The sequence below is a fragment of the Streptomyces sp. MGP-BFMKR1 genome (assembly GCF_057766585.1).
This window is the reverse complement of record NZ_CM173408.1, coordinates 3,087,805-3,107,199: the sequence shown is the minus strand read 5'-3', so window position 1 is coordinate 3,107,199 and position 19,395 is coordinate 3,087,805. Positions and strand designations below refer to the sequence as shown.

21 protein-coding genes are annotated in these 19,395 nt (G+C 72.3%); 12 read left to right on the top strand and 9 right to left on the bottom strand.

Annotated features, from left to right (window positions below; all coding sequences use genetic code 11):
• Nucleotides 1-334 precede the first annotated feature (334 nt).
• Nucleotides 335-1,228, bottom strand: coding sequence for an NADP-dependent oxidoreductase (locus AC3CHW_RS11590; RefSeq protein ID WP_459247417.1), 894 nt, complete (start codon nt 1,226-1,228; stop codon nt 335-337).
• Nucleotides 1,229-1,298: 70 nt separating this feature from the next.
• Between AC3CHW_RS11590 and AC3CHW_RS11585 the strand changes: the two genes are divergently transcribed.
• Together AC3CHW_RS11585 and AC3CHW_RS11580 are read left to right on the top strand one after the other, a co-directional pair.
• Nucleotides 1,299-1,877, top strand: a complete 579-nt coding sequence (locus AC3CHW_RS11585; protein WP_488470384.1) for a TetR/AcrR family transcriptional regulator — start codon at nt 1,299-1,301, stop codon at nt 1,875-1,877.
• A 371-nt stretch (nt 1,878-2,248) separates the two neighbouring features.
• Nucleotides 2,249-2,791: a GNAT family N-acetyltransferase gene (locus AC3CHW_RS11580; protein ID WP_488470383.1), complete on the top strand. Its 543-nt coding sequence runs from the start codon at nt 2,249-2,251 to the stop codon at nt 2,789-2,791.
• 80 nt (nt 2,792-2,871) lie between these two features.
• Here the strand turns inward: AC3CHW_RS11580 and AC3CHW_RS11575 are convergent, their stop codons facing one another.
• Complete coding sequence (locus AC3CHW_RS11575; protein ID WP_488470382.1) at nt 2,872-4,062, bottom strand: serine hydrolase domain-containing protein; 1,191 nt, start codon at nt 4,060-4,062, stop codon at nt 2,872-2,874.
• 299 nt (nt 4,063-4,361) lie between these two features.
• Here AC3CHW_RS11575 and AC3CHW_RS11570 point away from each other — a divergent pair, with 299 nt between their 5' ends.
• Nucleotides 4,362-5,174: a hypothetical protein gene (locus AC3CHW_RS11570; RefSeq protein WP_488470381.1), complete on the top strand. Its 813-nt coding sequence runs from the start codon at nt 4,362-4,364 to the stop codon at nt 5,172-5,174.
• Between the two features lie 5 nt (nt 5,175-5,179).
• Here AC3CHW_RS11570 and AC3CHW_RS11565 read toward each other — a convergent pair whose 3' ends face one another.
• The 4 genes from AC3CHW_RS11565 to AC3CHW_RS11550 form a co-directional block, all read right to left on the bottom strand.
• Complete coding sequence (locus tag AC3CHW_RS11565) at nt 5,180-5,716, bottom strand: GNAT family N-acetyltransferase (protein WP_488470380.1); 537 nt, start codon at nt 5,714-5,716, stop codon at nt 5,180-5,182.
• Nucleotides 5,717-5,845: 129 nt separating this feature from the next.
• A complete protein-coding gene (locus tag AC3CHW_RS11560) occupies nt 5,846-6,022 on the bottom strand; it encodes a DUF397 domain-containing protein (protein ID WP_488470379.1) in 177 nt (58 codons plus the stop codon).
• Between the two features lie 121 nt (nt 6,023-6,143).
• Nucleotides 6,144-6,341, bottom strand: a complete 198-nt coding sequence (locus tag AC3CHW_RS11555) for a DUF397 domain-containing protein (protein ID WP_398611613.1) — start codon at nt 6,339-6,341, stop codon at nt 6,144-6,146.
• Nucleotides 6,326-7,204, bottom strand: coding sequence for a helix-turn-helix domain-containing protein (locus tag AC3CHW_RS11550; protein ID WP_488470378.1), 879 nt, complete (start codon nt 7,202-7,204; stop codon nt 6,326-6,328). The genes AC3CHW_RS11555 and AC3CHW_RS11550 overlap by 16 nt, the downstream gene beginning before the upstream one ends.
• A 119-nt stretch (nt 7,205-7,323) precedes the next feature.
• Between AC3CHW_RS11550 and AC3CHW_RS11545 the strand changes: the two genes are divergently transcribed.
• The 7 genes from AC3CHW_RS11545 to AC3CHW_RS11515 all read left to right on the top strand — a co-directional run bounded on the left by AC3CHW_RS11545 (nt 7,324) and on the right by AC3CHW_RS11515 (nt 13,313).
• A complete protein-coding gene (locus AC3CHW_RS11545) occupies nt 7,324-7,515 on the top strand; it encodes a hypothetical protein (protein ID WP_398611615.1) in 192 nt (63 codons plus the stop codon).
• Nucleotides 7,508-7,900 carry a hypothetical protein gene (locus AC3CHW_RS11540; protein ID WP_398611616.1) on the top strand — a complete coding sequence of 131 codons (393 nt, stop codon included), beginning with the start codon at nt 7,508-7,510 and terminating at the stop codon, nt 7,898-7,900. Before AC3CHW_RS11545 ends, AC3CHW_RS11540 begins: the two co-directional genes overlap by 8 nt.
• Nucleotides 7,897-8,394, top strand: coding sequence for a hypothetical protein (locus AC3CHW_RS11535; RefSeq protein WP_398611617.1), 498 nt, complete (start codon nt 7,897-7,899; stop codon nt 8,392-8,394). The genes AC3CHW_RS11540 and AC3CHW_RS11535 overlap by 4 nt, the downstream gene beginning before the upstream one ends.
• A 261-nt stretch (nt 8,395-8,655) precedes the next feature.
• Entirely contained in the window at nt 8,656-9,078 is a 423-nt protein-coding gene (locus AC3CHW_RS11530; protein WP_387592147.1) for an NUDIX hydrolase, read from the top strand.
• A 6-nt stretch (nt 9,079-9,084) separates the two neighbouring features.
• A complete protein-coding gene (locus tag AC3CHW_RS11525) occupies nt 9,085-10,248 on the top strand; it encodes a helix-turn-helix domain-containing protein (RefSeq protein WP_488470377.1) in 1,164 nt (387 codons plus the stop codon).
• An 848-nt stretch (nt 10,249-11,096) separates the two neighbouring features.
• Nucleotides 11,097-12,599: a UDP-N-acetylmuramoyl-L-alanyl-D-glutamate--2,6-diaminopimelate ligase gene (locus AC3CHW_RS11520; protein WP_488470376.1), complete on the top strand. Its 1,503-nt coding sequence runs from the start codon at nt 11,097-11,099 to the stop codon at nt 12,597-12,599.
• Between the two features lie 207 nt (nt 12,600-12,806).
• A complete protein-coding gene (locus tag AC3CHW_RS11515) occupies nt 12,807-13,313 on the top strand; it encodes a DUF3592 domain-containing protein (RefSeq protein WP_488470375.1) in 507 nt (168 codons plus the stop codon).
• Between the two features lie 141 nt (nt 13,314-13,454).
• On the opposite strand, the gene AC3CHW_RS11510 is transcribed toward AC3CHW_RS11515, so the two are convergent.
• Entirely contained in the window at nt 13,455-14,795 is a 1,341-nt protein-coding gene (locus AC3CHW_RS11510) for a M14 family metallopeptidase (RefSeq protein ID WP_488470374.1), read from the bottom strand.
• A 242-nt stretch (nt 14,796-15,037) separates the two neighbouring features.
• Here AC3CHW_RS11510 and AC3CHW_RS11505 point away from each other — a divergent pair, with 242 nt between their 5' ends.
• Nucleotides 15,038-15,964: a S1 family peptidase gene (locus tag AC3CHW_RS11505; protein ID WP_398611621.1), complete on the top strand. Its 927-nt coding sequence runs from the start codon at nt 15,038-15,040 to the stop codon at nt 15,962-15,964.
• A 66-nt stretch (nt 15,965-16,030) separates the two neighbouring features.
• On the opposite strand, the gene AC3CHW_RS11500 is transcribed toward AC3CHW_RS11505, so the two are convergent.
• The gene (locus AC3CHW_RS11500; RefSeq protein WP_488470373.1) at nt 16,031-16,513 is read right to left on the bottom strand and encodes a DUF4188 domain-containing protein; all 483 of its coding nucleotides are present in this window, start codon (nt 16,511-16,513) and stop codon (nt 16,031-16,033) included.
• Between the two features lie 99 nt (nt 16,514-16,612).
• The gene (locus AC3CHW_RS11495; protein ID WP_488470372.1) at nt 16,613-17,902 is read right to left on the bottom strand and encodes a M20 metallopeptidase family protein; all 1,290 of its coding nucleotides are present in this window, start codon (nt 17,900-17,902) and stop codon (nt 16,613-16,615) included.
• Nucleotides 17,903-18,449: 547 nt separating this feature from the next.
• Here AC3CHW_RS11495 and AC3CHW_RS11490 point away from each other — a divergent pair.
• On the top strand, nt 18,450-19,199 hold the full coding sequence (locus AC3CHW_RS11490; RefSeq protein WP_488470371.1) for a dienelactone hydrolase family protein: 750 nt from the start codon (nt 18,450-18,452) through the stop codon (nt 19,197-19,199).
• Nucleotides 19,200-19,395 lie beyond the last annotated feature (196 nt).

The following is a 19,395-nucleotide window of genomic DNA, read 5'->3' as shown; positions in this document are numbered from 1 at the left end:
GCCAGCGCGCCGACCCGCGCCACCACGCGGCCGACGCGCACCGCCCCCGTGTCGCGCACCACGCGCCCGACGCGGGCCAGGCGCTCGGTGTGAGTCAGGGGTCCTATGCGGGTCAGGGGCCCTGTGTGAGCCAGGGGCTCTGTGTGAGTCAGGCGCGTGGTGTGGCCCACGCGCCTGACGCGAACCGACCGCTCCCCGAGCGATCCTGACGGGTCGCTCGGGGGGCGGTGTGGGTGTACGACTCGCCGCGCTCGGCCCCCTGCCCCGAGCGCGGCCCCCGCCGGCCGCCCCGCCGGCCGCCCCACCGGCCGCCCCTCGGCTCCCTCGGCCCGGCTCAGATGACGATGACCCGGCGCCCGCGCGTGTGGCCGGCCTGGCTGTCGATGTGCGCCGCCACGGCGTCGGTGAGCGGGTACGCCTTCTCGACCGGGATGTGCAGCTTCCCGCGCGTGAGGAGGTCGACGGTCGTCGCGAGCGCGTCCGGCACGCTCCCGGCCACGCCGGAGAAGCGGACGCCGAGGTCGGGCGCGTCGAGGTCGGCGATGGAGATCACCTTGTTCGGGTCCCCGGTCAGCTCGACGAGTTCCCGGATCACGCCCGAGCCGGCCAGGTCGAGCGCCGCGTCCACCGGCCCGAGCCGCCGTACCCGCTCGACCCAGCCGTCGCCGTACGTCGTGGCGCGGGCGCCGAGGCCGCGCACGTACTCCTGGTTGGCTGCCCCGGCCGTGGCGATCACCGCGATGCCACGGTCGCGGGCGACCTGCAACACGGCCGACCCGACGCCGCCGGACGCCCCGCTGACCAGCAGCGTCTGCCCGGGGACCACGCCGACCTCGCCGATGACGCGCAGCGCGGTCTCCATGACACACGGGTAGCCGGCCGCCTCCTCGAACGACAGCCCTTCGGGCATCCGGGCCCAGTGCGCCAGCACGGCGAACTCGGCGTAGGTGCTGCTCCCCTCGCCGAACACGCGGTCGCCGACCGCGACCCCCTCGACGCCCGCGCCCACCTCGTCCACCACGCCGGCGGCGTCGAGGCCGACCCCCGAGGGCAGCGCGAGCGGATGGGCCGCCAGCTTCTGGCCCTCCCGCACCCGCCAGTCGACGGGGTTCACGCCCGCCGCCCGTACGGCGACGCGTATCTGGCCGGGGCCCGCGTGGGGCTCCTCGGCATCGATCAGTTGCAGAACGTCGGGACCGCCGAACTCGGCGAAGCTCACTTTTCTCATGCGGCGAACCGTAGCACTAACGGTTAGCTTTCCGAAACGGTTGTTGTTTCGCACCTGTTAGTCTGCGGCCATGACCGTGCCGACCGGACGCCGTGAGCGCAAGAAGGCCGCCACCCGCCAGAAGATCGCCGACACCGCCCTGCGGCTCTTCCTGGAGCGCGGGTACGACGCGGTGGGCATCCGCGACGTGGCGGCCGAGGCCGACGTGGCCGTCACCACGCTCTTCTCGCACTTCCCCGCGAAGGAGGCCCTGGTCTTCGAGCAGGACGCGGACTTCGAGCAGCGCCTCACCCGGGCGGTCACCGACCGCGCGCCGGACGAGCCGCTCGTCCCCGCGCTGCGCCGCGAGGTGCTGGCCCTGGTCCGCCACTGCACGGGGGAGGGGGCCGGCCCGATCTGGCACATGATCGACTCCTCGCCCGCCCTGCGGAAGTACGAGGAATCGATGCGGCTGCGCCACGCGGAGGCGCTGGCGGCGACCATCGAGGCCGAGTTCGCCCCGCCCCGCACCCCGACGGTCTGCCGGACCATCGCGCGGTTCGCCATCACCGCGTACACGCTGGCCCGCGAGGCGACCGAGCCGGAGGCCGCGGTAGACGAGATCTTCCAGATGATCGACGCGGCCTGGGAGACCACCCGCCCGGCGTGACGCGGCAGCGGCTGTCGGGGCTTCGCGTCTGCCGGGCGTACGCGCCACTACCGGGCGCCGCCGCCGGCACCAGACGGGACCTCGCCCGGGCCGATGCCGGTCAGTTCGCGGCTGGCGTCCCACAGCCGGGCCCGGCGGCTACCGGCGGCACGCCGACGGAGCACGCCACCCGCGACCGACCGGCCGACACCGCGCCGACAACGGGTGGCGGCCCAGGTCAGGACCGCGACCGCGATGGCTCGGCTGCGTCGTACCAGCGCTGGTCGCGCCCGATCCCCAGCCGATGGGTGGCGGTCCAGTCGCCCGGGGCGGTGTCGGCGCCCAACGGCGAGGGCCGGCCGCCCGGTCCGGCCTCCTGTTAGCGTGCGCGGATGGACGATCTGGGGCCCGTGACCTGGCCACCCGAGCCGATCAGCACCGGCAGGCTCGTACTCCGCGCGCCCGAGGCCCGGGACCGCGCGGCCTTCGTCGAACTGTTCGCCTCGCCCGAGGTGCACACCTACCTCGGCGGTCCCCGACCGCGCGACGAACTGGAGCGCGAGATGCCCGAGGTGCCCGCGCGGCGGCCCGGGAGCTTCGTCGTCGAACTCGACGGGACGATGGTCGGCCAACTCCTGCTCAGAAGGGCGACGGGCCACAGTCGCCCGGCCGCCCGGGGCAAGGTCGACCTCGGCTACCTCTTCCTGCCCCGCGCGTGGGGAGCGGGGTACGCCACCGAGGCGTGCGTGGCGGCACTCGACTGGCTCGCCACCGTGCTGCCCGGCGAGCCGGTGGTGCTCACCACCCAGAGCGCCAACGTCGCCTCCATGCGTCTCGCGGCGAAGCTGGGGTTCACCGAGGTGGAGCGGTTCGACGCCTGGGGCGCGCGGCAGTGGCTCGGCATACGGTCCCCGACCCCGCCGCCGCCCGGCTGAGTCCGCGACACCACCGCCCGACCAGGCACCTTCCCGTCACGGCCCCGCCCCGCGCCCGCTCCCACCCTTCCGTGCGGTCCCTACCCCCGGGCCGAGGCGCGGCCCCCCGAGAGCGCCGTCTCGACGGCCGCCCGGATGTGGTCGCTCTGGGCGTCCGAACTCCCCGGGCCCAGGTTCGCCATGACCGTCGCCTGCCGGCTGTCGACCGTGGCGCCGGCCATCGTCTCGTACCCGAGGAAGTCGCCGGAGTGCCCCCAGTAGAGGCCGCCGCCGGGCAGCGACCTGCTCTCCAGGCCCAGGCCGTACGCGCGGTCGCCGTCGCCGCCGGTGGGCTGGGTGCGCGTCATCTCCCGCAACTCGGCCGGCTGGAGCAGGTCCCCGCCGAGCAGGGCCGCCAGGAACGTGTTGAGGTCGGTGCCGCTGGAGATGATGCCGCCGGCCGCGCCGCCGATGGAGGGGTCGATCCGGGTGATGTCCACCAGCGGCGCGTCCTTGCCGGGCTGCGCGTACCCGCGCGGGTGCGGGCCACGGATCGTCGTCTCGCTCGGTACGTACGTCTCGCGCAGGCGCAGCGGCCTGACGATGCGCTCGTGGACCTCGTCGGCGTACGTGTGGCCGGTCACCCTCTCGATGATCATGCCGGCGAGCAGGTAGTTCGTGTTGGAGTAGTCCCAGTTGGTGCCCGGCTTGTCGACCGGGGGGTGCTGGAGCGCGAGGGCCACCAGGTCGCGCGGGTCGTGGTGGGCCAGCGGGTCGGCGACGATGTCCTGCGGCTTGAGGTAGTCGAGGAAGTCGGGCAGGCGGCTGGTGTGCTGGAGCAGTTGGCGGACGGTGATCTTCCGACCGTCGTTGCCGTGGCCCCGGACGACGCCGGGCAGATAGGTCTCCACCGGCGCGTCGAGCCGTACCTCGCCCTCCTCCACCAGTTGCAGCACGGTCGTCGCCGTGAACATCTTGGTCATGCTGCCGATCCGGAACCTGCTGTCGCGGTGCACCGGCGCCTGGCTGTCCACGTCCGCGACACCGCTGGTCAACACCCTGCTACCGCGCCGGTCCCGCACCTCGGCGAGGGCGCCGGGCACCCCGTCGACGGTGGTCAGCCGCCGCAGGTACTCCCGCACCCCGGCGTGCTCGCCACCGGCCTTCGCCGACCGCGCCGAGGCGGTCGTGCCGCTCGTGGCGGCGGCGCTCCCCGGAGGCACGGCTCCCGCGACCCCGATCGCCACGGCGAGGGTGAGCGCCCCGGCGAGCGCGCGCTTGTGCTTCGTCACGTGTACGTCCTCACGGATGGGAACCACGGCCGCGGCGCCACCCCGCAGGGCACCGTGCCCCGCTGCCTCGTCCCCCTCACTCTGCCCGCCGGACTCGGGCCGCCGCGCTGGGGTGGTCATCCGTATCGGGGGTCGGGTTAACCCCCGGGTGCCGTACGCGGGTTGTGACCTGGGGCCCGCCCGCCGTGTGGTCACCGAGCCCTCGGCCGACGGCGTACCGTCACGCCGCGCACGGCTCGCACCGTCCGTACGGTGAGGCCGCGTTGACCGGCCGCTGGCGGAGAGGGAAGGTGAGAGCCATGCCAAGCGCGGAGCCCATGGTGGTGGGCGTTCACGGGACCCTGGACCTGCGGCCGGAGATCCGCCGCGCGTGGGAGACCGGCGAACTCGACGAGGACCTGTACAGCCTCACGGTCCAGCGCGCGGAAGCGTACGGTCTCACCTCCACCGTGCTGGGGGCCGGCCGGCCGCGCGGTGCGCGCTGGGCGCACAACGAGGCGGGTGGGGACTGGACCCAGGACGGCGCCGTGCGCGAGATCGGCTACCTACAGGTCGACATCGCCGACGCGCCACCGGACCAACCCCCGCCCGTGCGGCCCGCCTTCACGGTCCTCGCCGACGCCCTGCGCCAGTCGGGAAGCTTCACTGTGGCCGGCGTCCACGTCCTCGCGCCGCCCCGCCGCGGCGCGGCCGGGAACGAGGACCTGACCTGGGCCGACGACGAGCCGGGCGATACGTCCACGGAGACGGGCGCCGAGGTGACGGTCACGCTCGCCGCACGGTACGGGAGCCTTGCCGGCCGGGCCCAGCGGATCAGCGAGGCCGTGACCGAACTCAGCTCCGGCAGGCTCACCCCCACCCCCACCCCCACCCCACCCGAATCCCCGGACCCCGCGTTCCGCTACCCGCTCACCGGGACGATCCACCTGGTCGAGGCCACGACCGGCCCCGGCTTCCGCTGCCAGACACTCACCTGGTCCCTCGACGTGGCCGTCCACATCGCCGAGACCTTCCTCACCGCGCTCGGCCCGTACGGCACGGGCCCCGCACTCGTCAGCGTCGTCGGCCCGACGGTGGCGCGCCCGCGCGGGCCGATCGCGGGGAACGGCTGACCCGACTAGCTCCGCAACATGGCGACCAGCCGGGGCGCCCCCACGAACGGGACACACTCGCCCACGCGCTCGTATCCCCAACTCTGATACATCTGCACGACCTTCGCATGGTCGGCTGGAGTCAGCAGGGTGACCCGGCTCTCGGGCCGGCCGTGAAGCAACGCGTCGTGCAAACGCCGTGCCGTGCCGGTCCCGCGCCATTCCCTACCGACCAGCAGCTCGGACAGGGCAAAGGTGCGCGTGCCGTTCTCGGTAGCTGCGGCTGCGTCCAGGGGTGGGGTGAGCCCGTCCCACCACCTGGTGTGGGACGTGAGGGGAGCGCCATAGGCGTATCCGGCCAGGGTGCCGTTGGGGGCGCGGGCAACGGTGCAGGCGAAGTTCTCCGTGGCGAGCCAGTGGTCGAGGAAGGGTGCGAACGCGTCTCGGGCGGCAAGAGGGTCGCCACTGCCCTCGTACACCGCGTCGTGCAGGTCGAGCAGTTCCTCACGCATGACCGCAGCGTGGTCGGCGGTGTGGTGCTGGATGGCTGGAGCGGTGTTCATCGCTCGCCCCCTGGCGGTTGGTTGAGCGCGGTGGCAAGAGAACGCCCCTTGAGCGTCATTCAGCCATTGTTCAAGGGGCGTCGTCGCGGGGGTAGGCGTACGGGGGCCTCAGTCTCGGAATTCGCCCGCTTAGATGCTGGCGATGAAGGCGCTCCAGGCGGCGGGTTGGAACGTGAGGGTGGGGCCGTGGGGGTCCTTGCTGTCGCGGACGGGTACGACGCGGGCGGTCGTCGCGTGGTCAGGGGCCCACTCCACACACTGGCCCCCTTCGCCGTCGCTGTAGCTGGACTTCACCCATTGGCGCATTCGTGTTCCCTCCGGATCTCGTACACGAGGTACAGGGTTGCGGGGAGGGCGCCCTTGAGTGCTGGTCAGCTGCCTCTGGGGGCGCTCTCCTGGCGTACGTCAGTCTCGCGTACAAGGTGTCTCAGCCTTGGAACTCGCCCGCCTTGATGCTGGTGATGAAGGCGGTCCAGGCGGCGGGTTGGAAGGTGAGGGTGGGGCCGTGGGGGTCCTTGCTGTCGCGGACGGGGACGACGCGAGCGATCGCCGCGTGATCGGGGGCCCATTCCACGCATTGGCCACCCTGGGCGCCGCTGTAACTGGATTTCACCCATCGGTGCATTCGTGTTCCCTCCGGATCTGGTGGATGAGGCGCAGTGAGTCGGCTTCCGATTCCGCCGATGCGCGCAGGTGATCGAACTTACCTGCCCACTCCCGCACGGCCTCCTGCGAGTCGTTGATGTGCCCCCGCCCCGTCGTCTCCGAGTAGAGGACGGGCCGCTCCTCGTCTGACGATGGCGACAACATGGTGAAGGGCACCTCTGCCGCCGGGGCGCCGGCTCGGAACGGAAACACCTGGAACGTGAAGTGCGGTTCCGACGCCCTCTCTAGCACGTAGTCGAGCTGTGCCGCCATGACCTTGGGGCCCCCGACCGGAATCCGCAGCACGGCCTCGTGGACGATCAGCCAGAGGTGCGGAGGTGACTGGCGTTCTGTCACCTCACGCCGAGCCATGCGTGCTTCCACTCGCGTCATGATTGCCTCGTCATCCTCACGTGGCCAACCAGTCCGGAAGATCGCCTCCGCGTACTCGGGCGTCTGGACCGCGCCCATGAGGAACGTGGACGAGTAGTCCGAGATGGATGCCGCTGTTTTCTCTAGCGCCACGTATGGCAGGAACCAGTCCGGGTGGCCGCTTTCGCGAATACGCGCAGCCAGACGGGCGAAGTAGCCGCTGGTTTTGAACACCCGGTCACATGCTTCCGCGAACTGGGCGGAACCCAACATGCTTCCTTTCTCGACGTGCGAGACGTACGTGCGGTCGTACGCCGTGGCCAGCGCGAGCTGCGTTTGCGTCATCCCCGCGTGCTCGCGCGCGAAGCGCACCTCGCTCCCGAAGAAGGCAAGGCCCCCAACGGGGATGTCTGGGTCCGCAGTTGATTGGCGCAGCGTCATCTTGCGCCCACCCCTTTCGGCTGTGTTCATGTGCGGGTGAGGTCCTGGCGCTCACTCCATTTGGCCTATCGAGGCTACGCAGTTTGGGTCGACGCTGTGAGGGATTCGTCACACGCGGTAATCCGCCAGTACGTCAAGGACCCGACCTCATGCCCCACACGATGACCCTCAAGGTCTACCGCAAGCGCCCCGGCGAAGAGCCGGTTCCGCTGGCCCCCGACACCACCGTCCGCGTCGACCCGGAAACCCTCACCCGTACGGAACTTGAGGCCACGTACCTGCCTACCGCCTGGGGTCCGTGCCGGTGCCCGCGCCACCGGGAGGGGCGGGCCGGTGAGTGACAACCCCCTGCACCGCGTACTCACCGGCCGCCACGAGGTCGCGACCGTCTCCGGCGCCGTACTGCGGTTCTTCCTCGCCGAGGCCAGGCTGTCCGACGCCACCTGCGCTTGGGAGCCCGTATGCGACTGGGACTTCCAACACGCCTACGAGAACTCGCTGTTCGACCGCGAGGCGATGGAACGGGGTGACCTTCGCGCCAACAGCGACCACGTCCAGGTGGCACTGGACGCCCTCGCCGGACCCGGCAGCTACTTCTGGTCGGACGGGGACGCGAAGGCCGGGGTCATGACGACGAACGGCAAGACGCCCGAGGACTGCGGCCTCGGCCTGGCGGAGGTTCGCGAGAGGTGTGAGGGCCGCGAGGGCAGCGAGGGAACGGCATGAGCGTGGCCCATCGGCTGCGCGTGGTCCTGCTGCTGTGGAAGCCGCGCATCGAGAGCGACCCGGGCGACGTCACCACGGCCGGCTGGCCGCACGTACTCCAGGTACAACTGTCGGAGGACGCCACGAGGTGGGAGCCGCCCGGCGTCGTCGTACGACCGGGGGAGCAGGTGACGGCAGCGGCGGCGCGGGTCGCCACGGCGTTGGGCCTGGCGCCGCCGAACCTGCGTCGCGTGCTGGCCGTGGACGAGCGCCCCGCGTCGCCCGGCGTACCCGCCGAGATCGTCCTGCTCATGGACGGGGGCTGGTGCACGGACGCGGACCTCGTGGAGGCGCCGGCCTGCCTCTGCGTCCACGACCGCGATTGTCGCCACCGCCGCCGCTGGGCCACCGCAGAGGAGGCGTGCGCGACGGACGCGGCCCTGGCGGTCGGCCTCGGCGCGGCAGTGGGGATCGCGCCGGCGTTGGTGGTGGGTCGGACGGGCGGGAGTGGGTAGCCGGGGAAGCGCCTCAGCGACGAACCCGCTAGAGGAGGGAACGCGTAGCCCGAGTCGGTTGCCAGCCCGCAACAAATTCGCCTGGCGTCGCAGAGATCCTTCACATCGGGTTGATGCCTCGGGATGACGGTGCTCAGTGAACACGCGGGATGCAGTGACAGACTTCCGTCTCGTACGAGTGGGCGCCCCAAGGCGGAGCTCGGCGCATCGTGTTACGTCCCCAGCGCTCACGACCGGCTGCGACTGCGAGGGTTGACTGTGATGGCGTACACGCCCCCCACCTGGCCTGTCTCCGTCAAGGGAGTCGCGCGCGACGGGCGCGGCCGGGTGCTCCTGCTGAAGAACGAACGCGAGGAGTGGGAGCTACCGGGCGGACGACTGGAGCCCCACGACCCCACCCCCGAGACCACCGTCGCCCGCGAAATCAGCGAAGAAACGGGATGGCGGGTGCAGGCCGGTCCGCTGCTGGACGTATGGATCTACCAACCGCTCCCGGAGACCCTGCCGGAGCGTCGCGTCGTGATCGTCACCTACGGCTGCAACGTCCTGACACCCGATGTCGAGCCGTCCCTGAGCCACGAGCACAAGGAGATCGGACTTTTCACCGCCGACGAGGTTCCCGGTCTCACGATGCCCGACGGCTACAAGCGGTCCATCGACGCCTGGTACCGGCACGAACGGTAGGCGAACGTGCCCGGCGAACTCGTGTCGCACCCTTCGGCCCGCCACGTGCTGTGGCGCTGGGCCACTCCGCAGGCCCAGGCAGTTCTCGCCAGCGGAAACCTGGGCGCCATCCTGCGCTTCCACCGCATGGTGCATGGCATCAACCAGTCTGCGCTAGGCGAGCTTCTCGGCTACGACAAGACCACCATTTCCGCGTTCGAAAACGGAAAACGCACCCTGGGCGACGCGGATGCACGTCGCCGCATCGCCGAACTCCTCCGCCTCCCTCCGCACGTCCTAGGCGTCACTGACCCAGCCGACACGGACCACCGCGCCATGCTCCAGTTCGGCGAGTCCACTGTCCGTCTCGCCGAGATCGCACGCCAGTCTGGGCACGCCTCCGAAGCTGTGGCCGAACTGTGGCCCCTCGTCGTACGGCTGGAAGGTCGTAGCCACGACGGACATGTCGAACGTGATGTCCTGCGCCTGCTGGCCCGCGCCCGCGTCAGCCTCGGCGTCGCCCTGGGCAACGTACTGCCGGAAGAACGTCTGCAGACTGCGGCCTGTTGGACGGCCAAGAGCTGGGGCATCGCACGGCACTTCCGCGATCCCGCGTTCTCCTCCGACGTCCTGCGGATGCACGGCAACGAGATGCGCAAAGCCGGTCTAACCGGCGCCGCCGTCTGTCGGCTCCAGCACGCCGCCGCCATCGCCCCGGACGACAACGCCCGCGCCGCGGTCCTGCCCCTGCTGGCTCGCGCGGCCGGAGCACTTCACGACGGCCACCTGCTGGATGCCGTCCTTGGCGAGGCGGGCCGGCTCCTGGAGCATGTCGACCACACCAGCCTGTTCAACCCCTACGCACTCCATGAGATCCGACTCCGCGGCCTGATCGCCACCGGCCGTACTCGCACTGCCGTACGGCTCCTGGACAACGCTCCTACACGAACGATGGTCGCCGCCCCGCAGTGGCGCGTCATCGAACTCGTGACGGTCGCCCACACGCAGCTCGTCGCGGGCGACCGAGCCGGCGGTGCCCAATGCCTGGAAGACGCGCTGAGCGAAGCCGCCCGCCAACGCCTCCCGCACCAGGTGCAGCGCATCATCCGCAGCGCGCAGGGGCGCCTGCCTGACCTGCACGCTGCCGCGACGCGGGCTTTGGAACGGATGCGGCAGGACATTGCTGCGTGACCACCTCGCACCGATCTCGGACCAGTGCAGGCAGGACAGGTCGCAGCCGGTGAACTCCACGGAATGGACGTGGAGCCTCTCCAGTCTGGTGCGCTGGGTCCTGAGCCCGGTGATGCGGCCGTCCGCCCAGTGCGTGTCGGCGATGTCGAGGTCACGGAGGTCGGCGTCGGCGTAGCGGAATCCGGTGAGCCGGCCTCGCCCGCCTTCGAGTGAGGCGGCGTGAGAGAGATACCGGCCGGGCTCATCGAGGCGGGGGAGGGCCACACTCGTGCGGCGGATCGTGTGCGTGTCCATCGGGCGCCTTCCCGTGTGATGAGCCGGTCCCGGCATCGGCGGCGAACCCGAGCAGCGTACGCCGGGACGCGGGCCGCGGGATTCCGGGTGCCGGGCCGCGAGCCGGGGCGCCAGGACGCGGCGATAACGCCGGCTTCCGCGCGCGGGTCGTACCGTGCCCACTCCTCCGCCCCCTCCCGCACGACCCCCCAACCCCCCACCCGGACGTACACTCGGCCATATGAGTCGCACCGGCGTGAGCGGGAAGGGCCCGCACCGGGCAGCTCCCGGTGGGGCGGCGGGCTGCCGTATCGGCCTGCACCGGCCCGGCTAGCGACCTTCGCGGGTTTCCGCTCCGGGGCCGGGCCCCGTACCGCCTGACCGCCGTTTCCGCGCTCCTTACGCGCACGGCGCGCACCGCTTCGACCCCGCATCGCGCATCTCGTAGCGCACGTCACGCACCCCGCGTACGCGGATCGCACGCGATCCACCTCCCCACGCGGCTTCGGCGTACCGCCGTCGCCGCGCTCCGGCGACGGCCGTACCCCGGCCGGGCCACCCTCGAAGGGATCATCGTGAAGCTGAGCGAGCTGTTGGCTGGAGAGAACCACCGCGTCCTTCGAGGTGACGTCGAGGAGACGCGCGTCACCGCCGGAACGGCCTTCGACGTGGCACGGGTGGTGCCGGGGTCGTTGTTCGTCGCGGTGCCGGGGCATCTGGAGGGCGGGCCCGGCGCGGTCGCGCCGGCGCTCGCGCGGGGCGCGGTGGCGGTCGTCGTGGAGGACGACCGCGTGCTGCCGGCGGCGGCGGACGGCGCGTGTGTCGTACGGGTACCGGACGCCCGCGCCACGGCGGCCGTCCTCGCGTCCCGCTACTACGGCGAACCCGGGCGGGGCATGGACATGGTGGCCATCACCGGCACCAACGGGAAGACCTCGGTCTCCTACATGGTCGAGTCCGTGCTGCGGATCTCCGAGGGGGTGCGAGCCGGGGTGATCGGCACGGCCGGCAGCCGCATCGGTGACGAGCTGATCCCGATGCCCCCCTCGGTGCTGACCACCCCGGAATCCCCCGACCTGCAGTACCTCCTGGGCTGCATGCGCGATCGCGGGGTGGGCACCGTCGTGCTGGAGGCCACGTCCATGGGTCTGCTGACGCACCGGGTCGACCGGACCTTCGTCGACGTCGGCGTCTTCACCAACCTGAGCCAGGACCACCTGGACGACCACGGCACGATGGACAACTACCGGGACGCCAAACTCCGCCTCTTCCAGGGGCTGTGTCGGCGGGCCGTGGTCAACGCCGACGACGCGGTGGGCGCCCGGATCGGCGCGCTGATGCCCGGCGCGGTGACCACGTACGCCCTGGACGTCGAGGCCGACTACCGGGCCACCGACCTGGTGGTGGACGCCTCGGGCACCCGTTTCACGCTGCACCACGACGGCCGCAAGCACCCGGCCGCGATCCCGACCCCCGGCCGGTTCTCGGTGGCCAACGCGCTGGCCACCGTGGCCGCCTGCCACACCCTGGGGCACGACCTCGCCGGGCTGGTTGCCGCGCTGGAGCGGATGCCGCAGATCCCGGGGCGGTTCGAGCGCGTCACGACGTCCGGCGGCGCCTCGGTGATCGTGGACTACGCGCACTCCCCGGACTCGCTGAACAAGGTGCTCGGCACCATCCGTGGCTTCGCCCGGGCCAAGGTCATCACCGTCTTCGGCTGTGGCGGCGACCGGGACACCACCAAGCGGGCCGAGATGGGAACGATCGCCGGCACCCACTCCGACCTGTGCGTCCTCACCTCGGACAACCCGCGCAACGAGGACCCGGAGGCGATCCTGGACCAGGTCGCCCCGGGCATCGAGGCGACGGGCACCCCGTACGCACGCGTCGCCGACCGTCGTCAGGCCATCGCCCACGCGCTGTCGGCGGCCGGCCCGGACGACATCGTCCTGATCGCGGGGAAGGGCAGCGAGCCGCACCAGATCGTCGGTGACGCGCTGCTGCCCTTCAGCGACATGGCCACCGTGCGGGAACTCGCCGGGGTGCGGGCGGTACCCGCGTACGCCCCGGTGGGATAGCGCGGAACGGCGTCCGCGTTGTCGGGACGCCGTGCGCTCGCGTGCGGGTGCGCCGACGAGATGAGCCGGGCACATGCTGCCAACTTCGTGCGAGGCGCGGGGTGGACGCGATGTGGTCTGCGACTCTGGAATCCGTTACGGATCTCTCTTCGCTGAACCACTCGTCCTGGACGGATCGTCCACCCACGCCGCATCAAAGAGGCTACTGTGCCGGATTCTTCTGGAGTTGACCCGGAGCTGCTGGGACTCGTGTCCGCGGCCGTCCTGTCCGGAGCGATCTGCCTGTGGCTCAGAAGGGAAGACGAGCAGAAGGCGGATACCTTCCGGGCTCGTGGCATACCCGCCACCGGCACGGTGGTCGGGCATGAGATCCGGTCGGTCGTCGTGGACGCGGGGTCGAGCCTGCGAGCGAACAGGTTCAGCCCGGTGGTGGAGTTCACGGACCGCGAGGGGAACGTGGTGAGGTTCGTCTCCACTCTCATGACGCACTTCTCGGACGTGCCGGTGAACACCCGGGTGGTGGTCATCTATCCGCCGGAAGCTCCGAAGGAGGCGGAGATGGCCGATGCCCTCGGCAACCCGTCGGCGGGATATCTCGACGGCTCGGGCCAGTTCGTCAGGTCGTCGGGAGGCTACTGCGGGTTGTTCTTCGGCCTGTTCATGTTCCTGGCCGTCCTGTGCGTGATGGCCGTTTCCATGATTGCGTCGCTCTGATGGGGCCTCCGAGCCCCTGGCCATCGCACCAACAGACCGCCGGACGGCCCCCGTTCAGGAACCGTCCGGCGATGAGTCCAAGGCTCGCTGAGCGCGACTCCGCAGCCGGCCGGCCCGCCCGTCGTAAGTGCAGCGACCGCCTCAGCCAGCCGCGCAGTACTGCTCCTCCTTGCCGATGGCCCGGTACATGCAGTCCGCGTTCTCCGTGAGCCGGAGGACCGCCTCGCGGTTGCGGCTGGTCTCGCGGGCGATGACCTCGTCGGGCGGGTAGAAGCCGTCGTTGCCGCCGTACATCTCGAAGGTGTACGTGAAGATCTTGTGGGCGCCCCACATCCAGTCGTCCGCCGAGCCGTCGGTGACGTAGAGGTCGCTGGCCTGCTCGGGGGTGTAGTCGTTGGTGGCGGCCATCTCCTTGCCGAAGGTGGCGAAGACGTCGTGGTCGTCCTGGGTCATGCCGTCGGCGGTGTCGTCCTCGGTGTAGCCGTAGGGCCAGAGCACCAGTTCGCCGTAGGTGTGGAAGTCGATGGCGGCCTTGATCTGCTGCTTTCCGGCGACCACCCGGCTGCGGACGAAGTCGGCGACGACCCTGACCTCGGGGGCGGACTCGGCGGCCGGGCCGCGATAGGTCTCGTCACGCGGGTTGGGGCTCGAACCGCCGCAGCAGGCCCACTGGTAGTTCCAGTTGCGGTTGAGGTCGGTGCCGACGGCGGTCGTGCCCTTGTTGGGCTGGCGGTTCTTGCGCCACATCCGGTACTGGCCGCCGGTGATGTCGTACTCGCCGCCGTCCGGGTTCACGTCCGGCACGATCCAGATCTCGCGGCCGTCCACGGCCTTGGTGATCCGGTCGTCGCTGCCGTACTTGTCGCCGAACTCGCGGATCAGGTACAGCGCCATCTCCACGGTCAGGTGCTCGCGCGCGTGCTGGTGGTGGGTGAACAGCACCTCCGGCTCGGCCTCGTCCTTGGCGACGTTGTCGCTGATCTTCACGGCGACGATGTCGCGGCCCTCGTGCGACGTGCCGATGACCTTCTTGGCCATGGTGTCCGGATGCCTGCCGACCGCCGCGTCGATCTCGGCCAGCGTCTCGCGGTAGTTGTGGTAGCCCGCGTCCTCGGACGGGAAGTCGCGGGCGCCGGCCTTGGGCGCCGCGCCGCCGCGCTTCGGCGGACCGGCCAACTCCTCGGTGGTGTAGCCGAGTTGGCGTACGCGGGGGAGTTGGTCGGGGTGGGCGGTGATCACGACCGCGTCGCGGCGTACCTCGTCCACGGTGACGCCGGTGCTCGCGATGAGGGTGCGCGCGGCGACGGTGTCGGCGCCGCGTACCTCGTGCTGGCGGGGGACGGCGTCGGCGGCGCGTTCGGCGGTCGTGGGGTGGCGGGGGGAGTCGGGTTCCTGGGCCTGGGCGGCGATGGGGGCCGCCAGGGCCAGGGTGATGAGCGCGGCGACGGCGGTGGTCCGCCGGCCGCGGGTGCGCGGTCGCATGGTGCACTCCTGGGGTTCCAGTGCGACGGGTGGGGGGTGTGACGCCCGTGGCCTCGACCCGGGCGTCCCGCTCATGGTTGACGCATGTCGGGACACGGTCAAGAGGTGGCGGATAGCCGCCGCGGGCCCGGTCGGGCGGGGCGGGGCATTGTCGCGGGGCGGCCTGGCACTGAGGATGTGCACGTCAAGTCCGTACGTGTTCCGCCACACCTCTGGCCCTCTGGACAGGGAGAACCCCCCACATGAACCGAAGCCTCATAGGCACGCTCGCGGCCCTCGCCCTGAGCGGCGCGACCCTCGTGAGCGTGGGCGCGTCGTCGGCGACGGCCGCCACCGAGGCGGGTCCGCGGTCGGCCGACGCCGCCGCGACGGCCACCGCCGAGACCCCCACCCACGAGAAGGGCAAGGCCAAGCCCAAGCCGAAGCCCCGGCCGAAGGCCGTCACCTTCGAGGGCACCGTGGCGCTGAGCAACTGCTCCGGCGCCGTGGTCAAGCTCCCCGACTCCGCCGACCGGGACCCGGCCCTGGTCATGTCCAACGGCCACTGCCTGGAGGGCGGTTTCCCGGCCCCCGGCGAGGTCGTCGTGGACCGCCCGTCGAGCCGCACCTTCACGCTCCTCGACGCGCGCGCCGGCGACGCGGGCACGGTGCGTGCGACGAAGGTCGCGTACGCCACGATGACGGACACCGACGTGTCGCTGTACGAGGTGGACGCGACGTACGCGGAGATCAAGGAGCGGTTCGGCGTCAAGCCGTTGGCGCTCGCGGCCGAGCGCCCGAAGGCCGGCACCGCCATCAGCGTCGTGTCGGGCTACTGGAAGAAGCAGTACACCTGCTCCGTCGACGGCTTCGTGCACGAGCTGCGCGAGGGTCGGTGGACCTGGAAGGACTCGGTGCGCTACACGCCCGCGTGCCAGACCATCGGGGGCACCTCGGGCTCGCCCGTCGTGGACACCGCGACCGGCACGGTGATCGCCGTCAACAACACCGGCAACGAGTCCGGTGGCCGCTGCACGGACAACAACCCGTGCGAGGTGGACGAGAACGGCAAGGTCACCGTCCGGAAGGGCATCAACTACGCGCAGCAGTCGTACCAGATCACCCGCTGCGTGGCCGACGGCAACAAGGTCGACCTGAGCCTGCCGGAGTGCACGCTGCCCAAGCCGTAGCGCGGGCCGCCGGGGCAGGGGCGGGCCGCCCGAGCCCCGCCCCGGCGGAGGGGGCGCCCCACGCCCTCAGCCCGCCAGCCGCTGCGCGGCCCGCTCACCCCGGCGGGCGACCGGCTCGACCCCGTGCGCCTCGCCGAGGCCGAACGGCGGCATGGCGTGGTAGATCGCCTCGTACGAGCCGGCCGGCACGAGGTACGTCTCGTGCCAGATGCCGACGGCGCCCTTGGCGCCGCGCGCGCGGCGGTTGAACGCCGCCCAGGCGGGGTGGTGTTGCCGCTGCGCGGCCGAGGCGTACGCGAGCAGCTTCTCGCGCGACTCCCAGTACTGGACGACCGTGTAGGTGCGCGGCCCGGCCGTGTACGCCCGGTACCCCAGCATGCCGAGGCTCCTGTCGCGGGACAGTTCCCGGAGCATGCGGGGCATGGCGGCGAGAACGGGCGGCCAGTGGCGCACCGCCCGCCACCGGTTGATCCGCATGCCGATGAGGAAGACCACCACGTCCCCCTCGGCCGCGGTCGTGACCCGCCCGGATATCGGTGTCCTGCTCATGGCGATCCCCCAGTCCCTCGCTGACGCGATGAATAGCGCCGCTATCCATATTTCGATAGTGCCACTATCCATAAGGCCGTGCAAGGGGAGGCGCCCCGGCTACGCGCGGGCGGAGCGACGCGCGAGCCAGCCCGCCATCGCCCGTACGCCCAGGCCGATCGCGCGCTCGTCCGGGGTGAACTCCGGGTAGTGCGGATAGCCGGCGGTGATCGGGGTGCCGGGGGCGCGGACGCCGAGGAAGGTGAACGTGCCGGGGACCCGGTCCAGGTAGAGCGCGAAGTCCTCGCCGCTGAACGGCGGGAACGCGGCGTGCAGCGTGCTGACCGCGGACCGGCCGAACGCGCCGCGCAGGTGGCGGGCGAGCGCGCGGCCCTCGGCCCTCGGGCTGACCATCGCCGGGAACGGATCGTCCGGGAAACGCACCGCGGCCCCCGGGTAGGACGCGGCGATCCGCCGGACGTCCGCCCGCACCTCGACGTACCGCTCCTGCGGCCAACAGCGGTACGACACGCCCACCGTGGCCTCCCGCACCCTGGCCTGGAGGGCCACGAACCGGGCCAGCGGGCCGGCCGGCGTCAGGGCGTCGGCGACCAGCCGCTCCAGGTCGGCCGGGCCGTCGGGCAGCGCGACCGTGGCCAGCGCGCCGAGTTCGGCCGCCAGGCGGCGCGCCGCCTCGGGCGCGTCCGGGCCGGCGAGCGCCACCTCGCCCCGGTCCTGCCCGGGCAGCCCGTACCCCGCCGTCGTGGCGAACCGGCCGACCGGGAAGGGCCCGCAGTGCAGCGCGTGGATCTCCGCCACGCCCGTACGGTCGAGCACGCCCGCGTCGATCATCGCGCGGGCCCCGGACAGCGACTCCTCGGCGGGCTGGAAGAGGAAGACCACCGTCCCGCTCAGGTGGTGCCGAAGGCGCGCCAGGACCCGGGCGGTCCCGACGCCGATCGTGGTGTGCAGGTCGTGGCCGCACAGGTGGGCGGGGGCTGGGCCGCCGCCGACGATGTCCTGCGGCGGGACCGCGTCCATGTCCGCCCGGTACGCCACGGTCCGGCCCGGCCGGGCACCCCGCAACACGCCGACCACGCCGTGGCCGCCCACCCCGGTGGTGACGGCGAGCCCGGCCGCCCGCAGCTCCCGGGCCACCACGCCGGCGGTGCGCCGCTCGCACCCTGGCGGCTCGGGGTGCCGGTGCAGGTCGCGCCGGAGCGCGAGCAACGCACGCTCCAGGCGCGCCGCTTCGGCGTCCACCACCTCCTGCGCGAGCCCCGGGCCTCGCCCGGCGGCGCCGGCGGCACCGGCGGGGCCGGCGCCTCCCCACGCGAGCCCCGCCCCCACCGCCGCCGTGCCGGTCAGCACCGTACGGCGCGCGAGGGCACGCTTCTCGGGACGATCCATGACTGTTCCCCCTCCGTGAGCTACGGACGCGCCTTCCCCGCGCCCGGTGGTTGGTCGGCCCCACGCCGCGCGGGGCAGCCGGCCGCCGGGCGGGCGGAAGACCTGCTGCCGCCACGATCGCGGCGCGGGCCGGGTGTTGCCCAACCGGCGGAGCCCCGCCCGGGGGTGGCGCCAGGGCCCGGTGCCGGGGTGGCGCTACCCCCACGCCCTGGGCCCTCACGCCCTGACCTCCACGCCCTGGGCCCCACGCCCTGAGACCCCCCACGCCCGGGCCGGCCTGGGGACGCCGGCCCAGGTAGCGCCGGCGCGCGAGCCACGGCGCGGGCGGGGGCGCTGGCCCCGGCGCGAACGCGGGAGGTTAGGCTGCTCGGCGATGACTACCGGGACGGCCTCGCGCCACACACGGATTGGTGACCCGGTGCTCCGCTGAGCGCCGCGCGGCCCGACACGGGCCCGTCACCCCACCGAGGAGTCGGCTCCGCCGCGCGGGCCCCGCCTCCGTCGTGTTGATCACAGCTTCGACAGATCAACCACGACAGGAGACGCCATGCCCAGCACGACGGTTCGGATTCCCACCCAGGACGGCCAGGCCGACGCCTTCGCCGCCTACCCCGACGACGGCGAGCGGCACCCCGGGGTGCTGCTGTACGCGGACGCCTTCGGACTGCGGCCCGAGTTGCGTGACAAGGCCCGCCAACTGGCCGACCACGGCTACTACGTGCTCGTCCCCAACATCTTCTACCGGCACGGCCAGGCGCCGGTGGTCGAGCTTCCCCCGTACATCGGGGAGGCGGAGCGGGCCGGGCTCTTCGACCAGATCATGCCGGTGGTCCAGGCGCACACCGCCGAGCGCGTCACGCGCGACGCGGACGCCTACCTCGCCTTCCTCGCCGCCCAGCCCGAGGTCGGCGCCGGGCCGCTCGGCGCGATCGGCTACTGCATGGGCGCTTCCCTGGCCCTGCGCACGGCCGCGGCCCACCCGGACCGGGTGGCCGCCGTCGCCGGGTTCCACCCCGGGCTCCTGGTCACCGACCAGGCCGACAGCCCGCACCGGCTGCTGGGCCGGCTCACCGCCGAGGTGCACTTCGGCCTCGCGGAAGGCGACCTGACGCCCGAGGCGCTGGCCGATCTCACCCGGGCCCTGGACGCCACCGGCGTGGACCACGCCATCGAGACCTACCCCGGCACCGTCCACGGCTTCACCATGTCCGACACCTCCGCCTTCCACCCCGCCGGCCTCCAACTCCACTGGGACCGCCTGCTCCCCCTCCTCCGCCGCACCCTGCAAGCCGGCTGAGCCGCGGTTCCGTACGCGACACCGTTCGTAGCCGTACGGGCCCCGGCGCTCGTCGCCCCCCCCGTACGCGCGCCCGCCCGGGGGCGCGCCAGGCCCGCACGCGCCGGCGCCGCCCCAGCGTGGATCGCTGGGGCGGCGCCGGTGGGGCGGTGGCCGGGTGTGCGTCCGCCAGTTGGTCGCACACCCGGCCCGTCGG